General features: G+C 35.1%; 14 protein-coding genes. 6 read left to right on the top strand and 8 right to left on the bottom strand.

The window, feature by feature from the left end:
• The first annotated feature begins 266 nt into the window (after positions 1 to 266).
• The gene (locus tag ACWPWS_RS03010) at positions 267 to 1565 is read left to right on the top strand and encodes an epoxide hydrolase family protein (protein WP_454045442.1); all 1299 of its coding nucleotides are present in this window, start codon (positions 267 to 269) and stop codon (positions 1563 to 1565) included.
• Between the two features lie 31 nt (positions 1566 to 1596).
• Positions 1597 to 2055, top strand: a complete 459-nt coding sequence (locus ACWPWS_RS03005; RefSeq protein ID WP_454045441.1) for an organic hydroperoxide resistance protein — start codon at positions 1597 to 1599, stop codon at positions 2053 to 2055.
• Positions 2056 to 2159: 104 nt separating this feature from the next.
• Here ACWPWS_RS03005 and ACWPWS_RS03000 read toward each other — a convergent pair whose 3' ends face one another.
• Entirely contained in the window at positions 2160 to 2729 is a 570-nt protein-coding gene (locus ACWPWS_RS03000; RefSeq protein ID WP_454045440.1) for a hypothetical protein, read from the bottom strand.
• A 208-nt stretch (positions 2730 to 2937) separates the two neighbouring features.
• The gene (locus tag ACWPWS_RS02995; protein WP_454045439.1) at positions 2938 to 4737 is read right to left on the bottom strand and encodes a hypothetical protein; all 1800 of its coding nucleotides are present in this window, start codon (positions 4735 to 4737) and stop codon (positions 2938 to 2940) included.
• Positions 4738 to 5042: 305 nt separating this feature from the next.
• Between ACWPWS_RS02995 and ACWPWS_RS02990 the strand changes: the two genes are divergently transcribed.
• Entirely contained in the window at positions 5043 to 5915 is an 873-nt protein-coding gene (locus ACWPWS_RS02990; protein WP_454045438.1) for a helix-turn-helix domain-containing protein, read from the top strand.
• A gap of 122 nt (positions 5916 to 6037) precedes the next feature.
• On the opposite strand, the gene ACWPWS_RS02985 is transcribed toward ACWPWS_RS02990, so the two are convergent.
• The 3 genes from ACWPWS_RS02985 to ACWPWS_RS02975 form a co-directional block, all read right to left on the bottom strand.
• Positions 6038 to 7252 (bottom strand): epoxide hydrolase family protein, encoded by a 1215-nt coding sequence (locus ACWPWS_RS02985; RefSeq protein ID WP_454045437.1) that lies wholly within the window; start codon positions 7250 to 7252, stop codon positions 6038 to 6040.
• A gap of 71 nt (positions 7253 to 7323) precedes the next feature.
• Complete coding sequence (locus ACWPWS_RS02980) at positions 7324 to 8694, bottom strand: NAD-dependent succinate-semialdehyde dehydrogenase (protein ID WP_454045436.1); 1371 nt, start codon at positions 8692 to 8694, stop codon at positions 7324 to 7326.
• 52 nt (positions 8695 to 8746) lie between these two features.
• Positions 8747 to 9568: an SDR family NAD(P)-dependent oxidoreductase gene (locus ACWPWS_RS02975; RefSeq protein ID WP_454045435.1), complete on the bottom strand. Its 822-nt coding sequence runs from the start codon at positions 9566 to 9568 to the stop codon at positions 8747 to 8749.
• Between the two features lie 247 nt (positions 9569 to 9815).
• Here ACWPWS_RS02975 and ACWPWS_RS02970 point away from each other — a divergent pair, with 247 nt between their 5' ends.
• A complete protein-coding gene (locus ACWPWS_RS02970) occupies positions 9816 to 10301 on the top strand; it encodes a hypothetical protein (protein WP_454045434.1) in 486 nt (161 codons plus the stop codon).
• A gap of 515 nt (positions 10302 to 10816) precedes the next feature.
• On the opposite strand, the gene ACWPWS_RS02965 is transcribed toward ACWPWS_RS02970, so the two are convergent.
• Both ACWPWS_RS02965 and ACWPWS_RS02960 read right to left on the bottom strand, forming a co-directional pair.
• The gene (locus ACWPWS_RS02965; RefSeq protein ID WP_454045433.1) at positions 10817 to 11149 is read right to left on the bottom strand and encodes a helix-turn-helix domain-containing protein; all 333 of its coding nucleotides are present in this window, start codon (positions 11147 to 11149) and stop codon (positions 10817 to 10819) included.
• A 60-nt stretch (positions 11150 to 11209) separates the two neighbouring features.
• Positions 11210 to 11545, bottom strand: a complete 336-nt coding sequence (locus tag ACWPWS_RS02960; RefSeq protein ID WP_454045432.1) for a transposase — start codon at positions 11543 to 11545, stop codon at positions 11210 to 11212.
• 1097 nt (positions 11546 to 12642) lie between these two features.
• Between ACWPWS_RS02960 and ACWPWS_RS02955 the strand changes: the two genes are divergently transcribed.
• Together ACWPWS_RS02955 and ACWPWS_RS02950 are read left to right on the top strand one after the other, a co-directional pair.
• Positions 12643 to 15612 (top strand): ligand-binding sensor domain-containing protein, encoded by a 2970-nt coding sequence (locus ACWPWS_RS02955; protein WP_454045431.1) that lies wholly within the window; start codon positions 12643 to 12645, stop codon positions 15610 to 15612.
• The gene (locus ACWPWS_RS02950) at positions 15605 to 16243 is read left to right on the top strand and encodes a response regulator (RefSeq protein ID WP_454045430.1); all 639 of its coding nucleotides are present in this window, start codon (positions 15605 to 15607) and stop codon (positions 16241 to 16243) included. The genes ACWPWS_RS02955 and ACWPWS_RS02950 overlap by 8 nt, the downstream gene beginning before the upstream one ends.
• A gap of 131 nt (positions 16244 to 16374) precedes the next feature.
• Here the strand turns inward: ACWPWS_RS02950 and ACWPWS_RS02945 are convergent, their stop codons facing one another.
• Positions 16375 to 17511: a hypothetical protein gene (locus tag ACWPWS_RS02945; RefSeq protein WP_454045429.1), complete on the bottom strand. Its 1137-nt coding sequence runs from the start codon at positions 17509 to 17511 to the stop codon at positions 16375 to 16377.
• Between the last annotated feature and the right edge of the window lie 434 nt (positions 17512 to 17945).

Here is a 17945-nt window from a genome sequence, read left to right as displayed (position 1 = left end):
CCCAAAATGTACTCACAAAATAAGCTCCGTTTATCAAAAACGGAGCTTATTTTTATTCTTTTTCGAGATCAGCAACTGCACACTTTTCCAGCCTTTCTTTTCATCTGTTTCATGCTTATATCGTTTTCCTGTTCACCTCTGGTAATGTCTATTTCACTAATGAATATGACTACTTGAACAAATTACCCGTTTATCAGCTGTTTTTCAGCGCATAATTTTGTCCCATCAAAAAGAAAAACAGATCTAAAATCTAATACAACAAAGCAATGAAAACAACAATTTCAACCATTATGTTAGCAGCAACTTTTATCCTAAGTACACCTGCTATTTCAAAAGCACAGATTAACAAGGCTACTACATCTTCATCAAAACCGGATACCAGTATACGTCCTTTTCACATCAGTATCCCGCAATCCCAATTGGATGATCTTAAAAAAAGAATCTCCGAAACCCGTTTTCCGGATAAAGAGACTGTGAAAGATGCATCTCAGGGAATTCAGCTCGAGCAGTTAAAAGAACTGATTACCTATTGGGGCAATGGATACGACTGGAGAAAGGTGGAAAACAAACTAAACGCTCTTCCGCAGTTTGTAACCAATATTGACGGACTTGATATTCAGTTTATCCATGTACGTTCAAAGGAAGCTAATGCAATGCCTCTGATACTCACTCATGGCTGGCCGGGCTCTCCGCTGGAATTTATCAATACAATAGGTCCTTTGACTGATCCTGTAAAGTATGGAGGAAAAGCGAGTGATGCATTTGATGTGATTATACCAGCAATTCCGGGTTATGGTTTCTCAGAAATTCCTACCGAACTGGGATGGAATCCTGACCGTGTTGCCCTTGCCTGGGATGTACTGATGAAAAGACTCGGCTATAAAAAGTATGTTTCTGAAGGTGGTGACCACGGCTCTGTAATCTCTGATGCGCTGGCAAAACAGGCTCCTTCAGGTCTTTTAGGAATTCATCTTACAATGCCCGCAACTATTCCTGCTGAATTTGTAAAACCGATCAATGCAGGTGATCCTGCTCCTGCCGGACTTTCTGCTTCAGAAGCACAGGCTTATAATGCTATGAGTACTTTCTTTGGAAGAAATGCAGCGTATGGAGGAATGATGGTTACGCGACCACAAACTACGGGCTATTTACTTTCCGATTCTCCAAGTGCTTTAGCCGCTTTTCTCTATGAAAAAATTGCAGAATGGAGTGAAAGTGATCTTCATCCTGAAAATGTAATTGGCCGTGATGCTATCCTCGACGATATTACATTGTACTGGTTGACCAATACAGGAGCATCTTCTTCTCGTTTCTACTGGGAAAACAATAAAAATAATTTCAGTGCAGAAGCACAGAAGACAAAAGACATAAAAGTTCCTGTAGCGATTTCGGTATTCCCTCACGAGATTTATCAGGCTCCGGAAAGCTGGTCAAAACGTGCCTACCATACTTTGTATTACTATCATAAAGCTTCAAAAGGTGGACATTTTGCAGCCTGGGAACAGCCACAAGTCTTTACAGAAGAGCTTCGGTCAGCTTTCAAAGATCTAAGAAAAAAACTTTAAAACAATATTGTTTAATCTAAATAATAAAAATATGGAATTAAATACCATTCAGGAAGTAGAAAATACAACCGTAGTCAATATCAGTAAAGTGTTGTATTCCGGTAATGTCATCGTAACCGGAGGTCGTAACGGAGCAGCAAAAAGCAGTGATGGAAAACTGGATATTGAACTGACATCACCCGGCACAAAAGGAAACGGAACAAATCCGGAACAGCTATTAGCAGCAGGATGGTCGGCCTGTTTTATCGGAGCCATGCATTTGGGTGCTGCTACAATGAGAATTACTCTTCCTTCAGACCTGTCTGTCAATACCTCAGTAGATCTGGCAACCCATGATGACGGATTTTTTCTGCAGGTCCATTTACAGGTCATTTTACCGGGAATGCCGGTAGATGAAGCAAAAAAAGTTGTGGAAACAGCCCATGCAACCTGCCCTTATTCCAAAGCTACCCGTGGGAATATTAATGTAAAGATAGATGTAGTAGTCTAATTTGAGAATGTTTTTACCATTCTGATTAAAGCCTTCCTTGCCACAAACAAGGAAGGTTTTTGTTTAATTATGATTGAAATAAGTAATTTTGATTTAAGATATAACTATTTAGCGGCAGTAGTAACTTTATTAAATGCATAAGGCACTACTCCAATTCCCAATGTAAGTAAAACGCCAACAAGGTCATTAAGATTGGGAAAGACATTAACATCAAAATAATTCCAGATGGCAAAAGTGGTCAGAACACATGCCAGACCTACAGATACCAGCCCACTTATAAAGGCAAGAAAACGGCTAACACTTGTATTAGGTTTCTGAGCATTGGATTCTGTAGTGGTATTCAATGTTGTTGCTGCTTCATTCATTGCCTGCTGGCTGGCCAGAGGAGCAGCTAAAAAAGCCTCCATCTGTTTTGTTTTTTCCTCCTCCATCTGAACATTCGCATCTTTATCTAAAAGCAGGTCTTTTAAAGATACCTTATCTTTTTTCAGCTTAAAAAATACCAGGCATGTAATTAAAATAAAGAGTAAAATAGGAGAAAATGCGATCCACTTTTCAGCATCAGTTATAGGAATTACCTGTGGTACAGGTGGTTTCGGAGCAGATGTTTGTGCCAAAAGACCGGCAGATGTAAAAAATGCGGTCAACGATAGGAAAAGAGTCAATGGTTTCATAGGTATTAGTTTTCAGGTTATTATTATTTACTTTGAATGGCATGGAATGCATTTTACAGCACACCACTTATTTCATCACAAATTTTGTCATTATATAATAACCTGTCAATTACCCATTTGGGTAATATCATTTCCTAAAATGAGAAAATATATAAACTGAAAATCGATCTTTTTTCAGTTTTTAAAATACCGAATTGACTTTCCACTATCAGTTCCCAAAATTGACAAAATGAGGAATATCCGTAGCAAAACTGTTCATCGGTAAAAGATTATTCCTGTTGCTGTTAAAATCAAAAACAGAATTATTATCAAAAGGAACACGGGGATAATACATGAAAGAAATCTGAATCCTGTTGAAAACCAGATAGGGATTATTAATTAAAACACCTATTCCGATTTTTGTATTTACTTTTGTTTTAAACAGTTTATCATCAGGCATTCCCAGCCAGCCGACTGCTGTTGTCAAATAAGGGCTGAAGTGGAAATTCTTCCAGGTTTTATTAATAAATAGTTGAAGCTGGTATCGTAGAACCAGTTTTTTAGTTCCGATATAATCCGTATTGTAAACAGGAAATTCATCTGCGGAAGAAAGATTTATTCTATCTTTATAAGAGTAGTTATGCTGTGGATTTCCCAAGGCTAACGTGGGAGAAAAGAAATGTCTTGCTTTGGCAAATTTCCAGTCCATAAGATGGGTAAAATAGGTTGCATCAAAACGGAAAGATTCCCTGTTCTGGCTGTCTTCATTAAAAAACCTTCCAAACTGGCCTTTCACTGTAAAGTATCCCAACTTTGTAAAACGGCCGTAAGATGCAGAAATTCCTACATACGGATTCACTTCTTTATTTCTGGATAAGCCTCCTGCAATAATGTTCACAGAATTACCATAGGCAACATCCTCAGGCAAATCATATTGAAATATATTCTTCTGGACCGAAAAGTTTCTGTGGATAAACCCTACAGACATCAGGAAGCTGTTGTAAGAGCTGAAATACTGGTACTGGTCAATTCCGGGGCTGTCTTTGTACCTGTAATTCTGAAATCTTCCTATAATGGCAATATTACTGGATATTTTTTCATTGGGATCCGCTGAAACCGGAATCTGATAACCTCCCCATAAATCCTGACTGTATACTTTGATCTGAACTTCGGGAAAAGTGGTATCTGTTTGTATCGGAAGTAACACTTTCCGCATAAAATATTCAAAGGTAAAACCTCCTGCCCATTTCGTTAAAGGAGAGAAAAAGTCCCTTCTAAGGCTGAAATTGATTCTTTCATTTCTCGAAAAATCCCTTTCCCCAAGAAGCTGGGCGTTAATATAAGTACCAAAAAGATTATAGGTTGTGTAGCTTCCTAAAAGATAATCCTGCTTCTCTTTGGAATCATTTCTGTAAAGGAAATCCAATGTGTGTCCCAGTCCCAGTACATTTTCTTCCATAACTCCCAGACCAATCTTGCTTCCGGAATAACTAATTCTCGGTTTCAGACTCCAGGAATCAAGAACCCTTACAACAACATCTATGGAATCTTTACTGGAAATACTGTCAGAAACACTGATATTCACCCTGTTTATAAAAGGCATTGTTCTCAGCAAACGTTCAGATTCGTAGAGTTTCTGGGCATTGTATTCTTCTCCTTCTTTAAAAAGCAAAAAATTATTGACGGTTGATTTTTTAGTACTGGCATGAAGATGATCTGCCACCCAGTCATACCATTTCGTTCTTTCTTTACTGTCCTGCGAGCCGTATCCGAAAGGGTCAATGGTTTCAATCCTGACCTTTCTGATAATTTTTTTATTATACGTCTCCTGGGAAAGCTTTTCAGTATTGGACTTCACGGAAGTAGAATCCGGTTCTCTACGAAATATAAAACGGTGAATGAATTTGGTAACTTTTCTTTGATCCGAAAATTCTTCTATTTTGTAATAAAGCGAATCTTTCTTCTCTTGTGCATTTAAAAAGAAAAAACCACTTAAAAAGAAAATCAGAGTTACAGTCGTTCTAGTCATTAGTCATCAAAATTCAATTCAATTTGTAGTATCAATTTGCAAGCCAATAAGGCTTAAAATATATAAAAGAAGCAACTTTATGGGAAATAATGATTAAAGTTGCTTTCTATACAAGTTACTTCTTACAATTTAAGACGCTCTTTTTAATTTTCTCAATTAAAATAAAATGAATACAATTTATTTTTTACATTAATTGTTTCAGCGCTTATTCATATCAAAGGAAGATGTCAATCGTGCTGATAGATGTATTCTCATTGTAAATATGAGTGTCTTTCTTTATATTTGATTTATAATTTTATGTTGCCATGAAAGCCACCATCGTGCCTGAAGAGCTCATTGGAGCACCCTATTACCGAAATTTTTTATCGATAGATTCCGTTAATCTGGTAGAATCCTGCTCTCACAGTATTGATGATCAGAAAGGAGGCATGTTTCTCAAAGATCATATGCTGCTGTTTGTACTGCAGGGAAAAAATCTTATCACCCACGGCAGAAAAACCTATCTGGTAAAAAAGAATGAAATGGTGATTTTGAAGAAAAACATCAGTATTACTTACGACAAAACAGGGTCTGCAGAAACCGGTGAAATGTACGATAGTATCATGTTTTTTCTGAAAGATGAATTTATTTCCGACTTCATTAAGATGGCTGGTATTACCAACAGCAAAACAGAGAAACTGGCAGATGTTAATGTAAAACCTGTAGAAGAGCCACTATTGTCCTTTATCACTTCTATTAAGGGACACTTTAATGCTCCTGATAAAATTGATAAACGGCTTCTCAGAATGAAAATCATGGAACTTTTATTTGATTTAACTCAGGTTGATCATAACTTACTTTTACAGCTGCTCCAACTGAAAAAACAGTTTGTGACGGATATATCAACAGTCGTAGACGAAAATTTCATGAATCCCCTAAAACTTGAAGATCTGGCCTATCTGTCTGGAAGAAGCCTGGCGAGTTTCAAAAGGGATTTTAATACCATTTATAAAGTTCCGCCTGGTCAGTTTATAAAGGAAAAACGGCTTACTAAAGCAAAAGATTTACTAACGGCCACGGATTGGCCTGTCAATGAAATAGGATATGCCGTAGGTTTTGAAAGTATTTCTCATTTTTCCCGGGCATTTAAAACATTGTATGGAATATCTCCTACTGTTTTCAGGAATGAAAATTTGTAAAACAACCTGTTCTTTTAAACCTTCCCTGCTAAAAAAATCTATCCCCGGCAGATTAATACTTCCGGGGGCACAATTTACTATTTTGAATGGTAGTAAACAGCAATAGATTTTCTGCTGTAATTTTATCTGAATTTTTTGAATACCTTCCACATTTCAGCAGCAAAGATTTCCGGTTCCTCAAACGCCGCAAAATGACCTCCTTTTTCTACCTCATTCCAGTAAAAGATATCTGACCACGCTGCTTCTGCCCATTTTTTGGGTGGAGTAAAAGTTTCTGCGGGAAATAATGTTGCTGCCATTGGTGTTGTAATAACCCCTGATGCAGCTCTGCTTGCGGAGAAAAAAGCATGAGTTCTGATGGTACTGCCTACCCCTTCCCAGTACAGACGTGAGGCGGATGTGCCTGTTTCTGTAAACCAGTACAGGGAAATATCATTGAGCATTTGCTCCATGCTTAAAGCATCTTCAGGTTTGCCATTGTTATCGGTCCATTCCCAGAACTTTTCATATATAAAGACAGCCAGTGCTAACGGTGAATCGTTTAGAGCGTAGCCTATCGTCTGAGGCCTTGTATTCATGATATCTGCATATCCTGATTTTTTATTGATATAGGTTTCAATACCGTCAATAGCTCGCTTTTCCTCCTCTGTGGGATTCGCCGGATATTCGTCCGGCACTACAAAAAGTAAGTTGACGTGTGCTGCAGCCAATCCGTCAGGCTTCATGTCTGCCAGAGCATGGGTAACGGCAGAACCGAAGTCACCACCCTGTACTACCCATTTTTTATACCCTAATTTTGTATTCATCAGGTAAGCATAGGCTTTTGCAATTCGGCCGGGATTCCATCCCTGTTCTTTAGGTTTATCTGAAAAGCCAAAACCTGGCATTGCAGGAATAATTACATGAAAAGAGTCTTCAGCATTTCCTCCAAACTTCGTGGGATCAGTCAGACGGTCGATGACATCGATAAATTCAATAATTGAACCCGGCCAGCCATGAGTTAACAATAAAGGTATAGCATTGGGATGAGGAGATTTTGCATGAATAAAATAAATTCCTACTCCATCAATCAATGTACGGTATTGAGGATATTGATTGATTCGGTTTTCAAATTTTTTCCAGTCGTAATCATTTTTCCAGTACTCTATGAGTTTCTTTGCAGCATGGAGAGGAACGCCCTGTGACCAGTCGTCTACGATTTCTTCATCAGGCCAGCGAATCTGGTGTAAGCGCTGTTTCAGATCCATAATAGCTTCTTCGGATATATTTACAGTAAAGGATTCGATCTCTTCGGTTGCTTCCGGCAACACAAAATATGAATGAGGTTGTTGTGACATGTTTTTAAGTTTAATTGAGTATTTGTCTTGAGCATTTTTTACTATGCTGAAATAATTTTACATAGGAAGATCTAGCCAGCTACCCGAACCATTTTACGATTGATAAATTCACCGATTCCCAGTTCTGAAAGTTCTCTGCCAAAACCGGAATTTTTAACACCACCAAAAGGTAAATGCGGGGCATCGGAGAAACAGGAATTGATATAGACCATACCGGATTCGATTTTTGATGCCACTTGCTTAGCATGCTCAACATCTTCATCAAATATATATCCGCCCAATCCGTAATCGATATCATTCGCAAGATGGATGGCCTGTTCTTCCGTATCTACAATATAAAAGGATAATACAGGGCCAAATGCTTCCTGTTTATAAAGGGGATTGTCTTTGGATATATTGGTTAAAATTGTAGGCTCAAGATAAAACCCGGGACGATCTACCTGCTTACCGCCAACCATTATATCCGCGCCGGCAGACTGAGCGTCTTCTATTTGTTTTAATAATCCATCGAGTGCTCTTTTACTCGCTAACGGACCAAGACTTGTTGATTCATCATTTGGATCACCAATTTTAATGGCAGCAAAGCGTTCTTTCAAAAGTTCCAGCATTTTTTGCCCCCGTTCCTGTCCTACTACAATCACCCGTTTTATATTTACACAACCTTGTCCGGAATTATAGGTTCTGCCCATAACAATTTGTTCTGCAGCATAATCCAGAGATGCTCCTTTTAAAACCAGCGCCGGATCACTTCCTCCCAGTTCCAGAATTACTTTTTTAAGATTTCTGCCTGCACGTTCACCTACGGATGCTCCGGCACGTTCGCTGCCTGTAAGAGCTACTCCTCTCACTCTGAAATCATCAATGAGATGGCCTGTCTGTTCGATACTGCAAAATAAATTGGTATAAACACCATCAGGAATTCCTGCTTCTCTGAACAATTCTGCGAAAGCAAGAGCACATTGAGGAACATTTTCAGCATGCTTCATTAAGACAACATTTCCTGCTATTAACTGAGGAACAGCTACCCTGACCAGCTGATAGTAAGGAAAATTCCAGGGTTCAATGGCCAGTATGACACCCAATGGCTCAGAAAAGATCACTGCATCTTTTTCTTCTTCAATAACTCTGGGAGCCAGCATTTTTTCAGCATTCGCGGCATAATAATCAAAGATACCTATGACCAGATCCACCTCGAGATCACTGAATCTGGAGATCTTGCCCATTTCCAGAGTCGCAAGTTTTGCAAAATATTCTCTTTTTTGCTTCAAAATCTCTCCGGCTTTTTTCACCAGTGAAATTCGCTCAGAAACCGGACGCCATTTCCAGTCTTCCTGAAACCTTAGTTGTGCAGTACTAAGCAGTTCATTTACTTCCGCATCTGTATGATAAGGAAATTCTTTTATGAATTCGCCTGTAGCGGGATTAATCGTATGATATTTCATTTTTATAATTTTATGAATCGTTGGAATTTTGGGGTTGTTTACGGGAAAAAGTTTAACCTTGTGCCGCTACCGCGATATCATTCCAGTCTTCCCAGACCTGAAGTTTCGAAGCATATTCTTTCTTTGTTTTTTGAAGACCTATTTTTCCTAAAAAAAGACGCAATGGTGGATTTTCTGAATCGATAAGCTGTAAAATGGCAGGAACGGTGGCTTCCGGATTTCCATAATCCTGCGGAGGAACGCCTTCAATCTCATGCAGTCTCGATTTAACATCATTGTACGCTGAGATTTCATTTCCAATAACGGCAGATGATCCACCAAACTCAGTAGTATACCCATTAGGCTCTATCATCGTGACATGAACTCCTAATTCTTTCACTTCACCAGCCAGCGCTTCACTGAAACCTTCAACGGCAAATTTTGTAGCGTTATAAATTCCTAACGTAGGTATGCTATAAATCCCGAGGACACTTGATAATTGGATAATATGCCCGTGACCCTGTTCTCTTAATATTGGAAGTACAGCCTGCGTTACCCACAGTGTTCCAAAAACGTTGACATCAAATACATCTTTAATGGTGTGTTCATCTAACTCTTCAACGGCTCCAAAAACACCATAACCTGCATTGTTGATAACGACATCGATACTTCCAAAGTGTTGTTTTGCCTGCTGAACGGCCTGAAAAACAGAATTTCTGTTTGTTATATCCAGTGTAATAACCAATAACTGTTCTTTGTATTGCTGTGCAAGATCATTCAAGCTTTCTGCATCTCTTGAAGTTGCCACTACACGATCTCCTCTTTTAAGAAAAGCTTCAGTCCATAGTCTTCCAAAACCTTTGGAAATTCCTGTTATAAATATTGTTTTGCTCATTTTTATTTGTCTTTTTTAGCAGTACAAATTTAGAGCAAGCCCTTATTTTCAGTTTTCTCAATCGGCTCATTTATGTTGATAAATCAGCTCAATTTGTAGGCTTGTTTAATTTATTTGAGACATTTGAACAGGAAATTAATTTTCCGGATAACATTCATGCCATTAAAAGCTAACTTAAATCATAAAGTAATACCATCGGGGCAATCTTTTTTTGATTATTTTTACTCATTATAAATAAAAATAATACATGAAAAAATTCGTACTTACGGGAATAGCAGTTATAGGAGGATTTCTGACAGCCAATGCACAGTGTAAACCTGTATCCACTCTTTCGGAAAACTTTGATACCTGGAAAGATATCAATAAATGCTGGACTGCTCAAGCCGGGAAAGCCATGCTGTATGCCAGTGACAAAAGAATTGTATTTTATTCAATGACTAATCCTGGAGAAAATATGTATCTGGTAACACCGGAAATCAAAGCCGGAACCTATACGCTTTCTCTTGATCTTTCGGATAATGGAGGAGAAACAACATTAGAACTGTTCTCAGTAGACAATCCTTCCGAAGTAAAAACGTATGTTTCAATTACTAAACCTTCCAAGATAACAGGAGAGAAAAAAATATTTACTGTTTCTTTGAAAAAAGATTCACATTTAGGGTTGAAAGTCTTACTGAATGGAGTACATCAGGCTGTTTATATGGATAACCTGTCTCTGCAGGCGAAGAAATAAATCCTTAGGATAAAGAGGCCTAAGAACTATATTTGATCATAAAGTCAGACAAATAGTTATAGTGGTTACCAATAAAAAGCATCTGTTTTTACAGATGCTTTTTATATAGATTACCTACAACAATTGTTCAAAAAACTAGTTCATACGCCATGTTCTTTAAAACTAAAAGTTTGATTAACCCTGCTTTAAAGGTATATCCTCTGGTAAAACTCAGAGAGAAAATCCCTCTCTGAATATTTCATTTTTAGTTTTTAAAACTTCATTAATTACTATATAATATCTAATCATTAATCATATTCGAATTTCTCATAATTATTCTCCGGAAGCAAAAATAGCATGTAGAGATAAAGGGTCTGAGATGTACAATAAAAACTACTGCTTGTAGATAAAATATGACATACTGTGATAATTAATTATAAAAAAGAGTATATCCAACAGATATACTCTTTAATAACTTAGAAAAAAAAAAAGAAGTATAATATACACTTTTTACTTTAAAGATGAAAAGTAGAAGATTATACCAAAAACATACGTTTCCATTTTGTAACGGTATTTCTACTTAATTTAAAATGCTTAGCTAGCTGACTATTATTTAATTTATGCTTTTTCTGGTAATCAAGCATTTCGAAAATAGCCTGTTTATCATAGGATTTGAATTTTTGACTTTTAGATAATTCATCAAAAAATATAATATTATTAATCTTTAAAACATCGGACAAAGACATTGTATCTTTTGACAGATATTTTTTTACATATTCCCGTTTATCCGGGCATTTAGACTCTATGAAATCATGATAAATCCGTTTGTAATTAGGACCAGTATTTATTGTCTGTACTTGCTTATCCATCTATTCAATGTTGATTTTGGGATTCTGTATTGATTAATGATTTCTATCGGAGTCTTCTTTTTATTTTTCAAGAGCTCCAATATATAGTCTATAATTTCCTTTGTATATAAACTTTTCCGGAATTGAAGGCAGTTTTGATTTCACTCCATTTTTATTTTGGTTGGCAATGGGAGCGTATAATATTAAATGATTGGAATAGAGGCGAAAAAAGTCATATCTCAATAATTTTGACCATTTTAGAAGTATATCCACGTCTAATGATTTCTTAGAATACATTTCCAGAATCTCATTTTCTGTTGAATGCAGGAATCTGCAGATTCTGCCCATACCAATATCCTGTTCATTAACACATTCATATACCAAAGCACCAATATGAATGTCTTTCAAATTTTCCATCTTAAATTAATTTATATCTGTATTCAAAAAGTAATATTTTTACAAGAAGTAAGTTCCTGATCCATCCTTTAGTAAATTATTGGATATATCTCCTAAAAGCTTATGGGTTTCATTCTCACTACAAAATGTGATATCAATATTTTTCTTAACACCCTCCCTTGAAGAAATTTAAAAAAAGAAGGATTAAGTATTTTCTAAAGGTCTGTTCTTTTACTTCTATCCTTATAATTTTTTTTTGCGGCATTTCAAAGACCGGATTTTTTCTCCCCACTGAAAGCCAATGATAATTTTTAATGGAAATCACCTGTCCGGAATTTTCATATTCAAATACAAACTGTATTTTTAACAGTTTATATACAAGTATCAATAAAGTGATTAAGGAAAAAATCCCTAAAACAAAAATATACCCCAAATACATGAGAATACTAATCGCTAAAAAAGCAGCGCTAAAACTACCAGCTGAAAAGTCATAAAATAACCTACTCTCTTCTTATTATTTATTTTCATTACCCTTCAATTATTAAAATTGCCTATTCTTATTTATTTTCTTTGTATTTATTTTGATTTCAGACGGAATATTGTTATCCTATTCATCCTGCAAGTTTGTAAAAAACACCGGTTGAACTCCCTAAAAAGCAATGATGTCAAAAATGTAATTTTTATAATTTTAATCATACTCAGTTTTTCTATTTGCATTTATTCACTTATTGCCTATCTTTTGTTTTTTAAGACCAATAAACTTCATTCATAATTTAATCAAGCAAAACAATTATTACTTAAAAAAACAAATACAAATAATCCCAATAAAGTGAAATAAATACAAGATTTCATTTAAAAAATTTGAGAATTTATTTAACTTTTAAGGATTAAATAAAGCATTAAAATTACTGGCACAAATGTCTACTAATACAGACAAAAGGTAAAATAATTACTGTAAAAATAGATTAGTAATATTGTAGTTTTTAATTGTGAATTATGTAGTTTATAAATGACATTTAATTCTTTGAACAATGATTTATTTTTACTACATTTATGTTCATTCAATTGATTAAAACACAAATGTATCACCACTCCTAATGTATCATAAAGCATTCATATTGCTATTACTATTCTGGGTACAACTTTGTTATAGCCAGCAAGAAGCTTCTGTATGGTATGACACAGATAATGGCGTTCCACAGAATAGTGTAAAAGATATCTTTAAAGATAAATATGGATTTATATGGCTCAGCACAGAAAACGGACTAGTGCGTTATGACGGGTTTAATTTTGTAACGTATAATCATCTTCATCTTAAAAACAACAGATTTACTTCTTTTTTTGGAAGTGTTGAAAAAGACTCTATTTATAATTTTACAGCGTATACTGAAAATGTTGTTTTGGTATCCAAAAGAAACGTAAGTGTTTTAGATCACCAGAACAATTGTATAAGAAAAGCATTGCATGAAAACAAGCACTATGGATTATTTGTAAAAAATGAAACTCCGGAAAAAGCAGATCATAAAGATTTCTTCGTTTATTTTGATCAAAAGAATTCCTATCACCTGTTTAATAATGGAACTATACACTATAATGATAAAAAAATAGCACCTGTAAAAGGGCTTCATGAGAACTATATAACCCAAACTTTTTGTTTGGGACAAAATATTTTTATCATTTCCAGGAAGTCAAAAAAAATCATCAGAATATCTTCAGGGCAAATTAGTTATTTAAATGCCTCCGGGATTTTCTTCCAGAATAATGTCAAAGTATACTGGAACCAGATAAACAATCAATGTTTTATCTTCCATCATAAGTCATTGTATAAGGTGTCCTATCACAACAATATCATTGGATTAAAAAAAATGATAGATTATAATCTTAATGAAAACTCTTTAGCCTCTGTTTATCATGATGAGATTAATAATAAATTGTATCTGGGAACATTATCAGACGGATTGAATGTAGTGAAGTTTAATAATTTTCATGTGGCCAACCGATCCAATAAATCTTATGAAAATATTTTTTATTCCATACTCCCTTTTGACAATGATAAAGTAATTACTTCTTCAGGAGATGTTTACAATGAAAACGGACTGGTAAAACAATATCATTTTACTACCACAAGCAAATATTTTTTATTTTATGACAGCAAAAAAAATATTCTTGTTCAAAATGGTACTTCATTACTCCGTTTTTTCAGAGATTCCAATTACTCAACAAATGAATCTCTGTATTTCACAAAAACAACACCTTATGTTTTAAATATCAACCACAACTATGTTATCGTGTTTCATCTGCCCTCGTTACAGTCTAAACTCATCTTCTATGAGGATTCTACCTTTAAAAATCCTTTTTTACAGTTTTCCATTCCCAATATCGCTACATCAGTTCAGGAGGTGAGCAAAAATAAATGGCTGATAGCTACCAGAGACGCTTTATATTCAATAGAAGCACCTTCTTTCCGCCCTAAAAAAATATCTGGTGCTTCATTACATGTAAGAGAAATTACAAAAACAAAGGATGGAAATGTTTGGATCATGACTCAGGGAAATGGTTTCTTTCTATATAAAGAAGGAGAACTCATTAAAATGCCCGAAGACAAAAACGGATATCTTTTATTTTCACATACGATTCTGGAAGATAAAAACGGTTTTCTCTGGATCAGCACCAATAATGGCTTGTTTAAGGTTTTGAAAAACAATCTGCTGCAATATTCTAAAGACAAAAAAACTTTACCAAGCTACTACCGGTACAGTAAGGAAGACGGTTTTAATACCAATGAGTTCAATGGAGGATCTTCTCCAAGCTCGGCAGTTCTCCAGAATGGAAATTTTGTATTTCCTTCTATCAAAGGACTGGTATTTTTTGATCCTGAAAAAATAAGAAGTTATTATCCTAAAAACGTCTTTCTGGAAAGGGTTATATTTTATGATTCCAAAAGCAGTATCAAAGAACAGAAAATTCATCTGGAAAACAATTTTTATAAAGCAGTCATTTTAATAGATGTCCCTTATTATGCTAACAGAGCTAATCTGGTTATCGAAGGAAAGCTGAAAGGTTCCAAGAATGAAAAATGGGAAAGAGTAAGCAGTGATGGTAAATATTATATCTCAAACCTGGAGCCAGGCCAATATCAGCTAATAGTGAGGGTATTGACTTCTCCGAAAGGAAAATACATCTATAAAACAATTAATATCAGTGTAAAATACTTATTTCACCAAACACTTATTTTTAAATTCTTTATCATTTTACTATTGGTCTTTATTGTATTTACATTCTTTAAAATAAGAATAAAAAGACAGGAACAGAAAAAACGAGAACTTGAAAAAATTATTGCCATAAGAACCCGTAAACTATCAAAAGCAGTTTCAAAACTGGAAGATACCAAGGAACAGCTCCGAAAAGAGAGTGTACAGCAGAAAAAACTTTTGGAAACGATAAGTCATGACATTATTACGCCCGTAAAATATTTATCCATTACCGCCCAAAAGTTGTATGAGACAGACGAACATGACCGTTACATACAAAAGAAATATTTCGAAAGTTTCTACACATCTTCTGTAGAGTTTTACAATTTCGTGAAAACCTTAAAGGAGTATGCAGAGATTTATAACATTTCTGAAAAAAATGAAATTTATAATATTTATGAGGTAGTAGAAGCCAAAAAAGCTCTTTTTGAAGGTGCAGCTAAAGAGCAAAACACGCTTATCATCAATAATATTAAAGATCCCACTTACTCAAAAAACAATCAGAATGTGATTGCTGTTATCATTCATAATCTCATAGACAATGCCGTTAAAAATACCACCAATGGAGTTATAGAGCTTTCTACCACTGAAGACAGCAGGACTTTTTTCCTGGAGGTAAAAGATACAGGTAAAGGAATGAGCGAGGAACAAATGATGTATTATGAAAAACTTCAGGATAATATTGAAAATGAAAAGCTGGTTTTACAAAAATACAGTTTAGGATTACATCTTATTCTTCAGCTGCTCATGATGATCAATGGTAAAATTGAATTTAAAAATAATACTCCTAACGGAACGATAATATCCATTAAAATAAAAAAACAAAAAGATGACTAGAAAAATTATTATTGCAGATGATCACTTCGTAGTAAGATTAGGCACTACCCTGATTCTGGAATCTCACTACAAAGATGTAAAAATTTCCTGTGCAGAATCTTACATGGAGCTCACAGAAAAATTATATGCAGAGTCGTTTGACCTGCTAATTTTAGATATTAATATGCCGGAAAGCAAATATTTAAGTATGATGGGTGAAATAAAAACAATACAGCCCGATCTTAAAATCCTTGTTTTTTCGGTATACGACAATGATATTGCCATACAATATATCATTGAAGGAGCGGATGGTTACATAAATAAATTATCGGATGAAAATAATATCCTGGAAGCAGTCCAGCAAATATTGGAAACCGGAAACTACTACTCCCCCGAAATTGTAAAAAAACTTGTTTCTTCTGCTAAAAAAGACACTCCCATCAATCCACTTGAAACATTATCCGAGAGAGAAAAAGAGATATTTGATCTTTTAGTAAAAGGGTATGGGAATATTGAAGTATCGAATGAACTCAACCTTCACCTTTCCACGGTGAGTACTTATAAAGCAAGAATTTATAAAAAACTCAATATTAAGAATACTGTGGATCTTGTGAGGCTGGGCGATAGAAACCAAACACACAAACATAAATAAATGCACAAAAAACCTAGTATTATGAAAAATAGTTAAAGCTCACAGAATGTATGTAAAAGAAAAAAACGGAATAAATATTCCGTTTTTTTAATCGTATTTTATCATAATAGTAAATTATTATGATGATTGTATTAATGTTTTTTTGATTTACTTTTCTTTTGTAATTTTTGGGTTAAATGAAGGAGTTCATTAATTTGTTCTTTTTGAGCGTCAATCTGCGTTTGCTGCTTTATAACATGCAGGTACAGCTCTTCTACCTTTTCTAATGTCTGGGTTGAAAGTTCAGATAAATTAAACGAATAGAGTCCATTTTCCGTTTTTACCAAATCATTAACAGAAGTTACGCCAGGTAAATGATTGTTATTCTTAATAAATTTTTCTGTATCATAAAGATTCAAAAATTTATATTGAGAATTCAGTAAAGATTTGCCGGTGTAATATTCTTCAAATACATAATCAGGATAGGTGGCGGTTGCTGTAGTAATGCTCCCGCTTATTTTTAATTTCTCACCTGGGGCAAACGTTGTGCTGGCATATCCAATACCAACATTTGCTGCAAAAAATGAATTTCCATCCGGTGCAATACGGAGTTGTTCAGCACCAAGAGATCCACTGGTAGGTGTTGTAGTAAATAAAATACCACTGGGCGCTGAAGTATTACCTGTCCCTATTGATAAACTTGTACTGTTTCCTGCAGCCTTGATTTGTGCTGCGGCGTTGGTATCTGTAAAAATATGCAAACTGGGATCGCCTCCATTTGTTAAGGATATTGTTGATCTTGTTCCTGTCCCTGAATCCTGTACAATACCAAGACCTACACTATTATTAATAGTTGTGGTTTGCTGGTTCACGAATTTCAGATCCTTTCCATTTTGGGTAACCGTTCTGGTATTGGTAAGGGTACCATCGGCGTTATAAATATTATTACTAATTACTTTCTGCCATAGTGCACCATCAAAATAATAATATCCAATCGCATCAATATTCACTCTTGGTCCGGTATTATCACCCGACGAGATATCTGTAATATAGATCAATGCTCCTTTTTGATCAGCTCCATAAAGGGTATCTCCTTTAGCAGAAAGCTGTGTCCGGGTAAGCCGTGGTGCCTGAAATCCGTCCGGATCAGCGGTTCCCAGTTTTCCATTGACATCCAATGTGGAATTGGGAGTTGCGGTATTAATACCTACACCTGCCCTCTGCGCAAAAACTCCGGCAGAAGCTGCCAACAGGACTACTGTTAATAAAGTTGTTACATTTTTTTTCATTGTTTTTATATTTGTGTTTACACTTTTTCTGAAGTGGAGAATACGAGATAAGTCGGTACATATAATTCTTATATCAACTTGTGCATTATGAGTAGAAAAAAGACCTTTTGTTTAAGGATAAACAAAGAATATTTTTTTTACAGAGGCTTTATAAGCTAAGATAAATGTACTGTTCTACAGATGTTTTTTTCTACTTTTTGAAGTTTAAATATCTTGTATTATTCTTTCATTTGCATTTTTATCATTACTGAATTAATAGTTCTATTAATTTCAGAAATGGAACTCATTCATTTTAATAGTACAAATTTAAACCTCAGAATACAAAAAACTTAAGCATACTGTGTAAAAATACATCACTACGAATGTAGTATTACATCCCACTTAAGTAGTTTTAAAACTACGCAACTCTGTAGATCATGAAAATATAAATAAGA

The sequence above is a fragment of the Chryseobacterium sp. Marseille-Q8038 genome (assembly GCF_965111995.1).
Note: the sequence above shows the minus strand (reverse complement) of the source record. Positions and strands in the feature narration are given on the sequence as shown.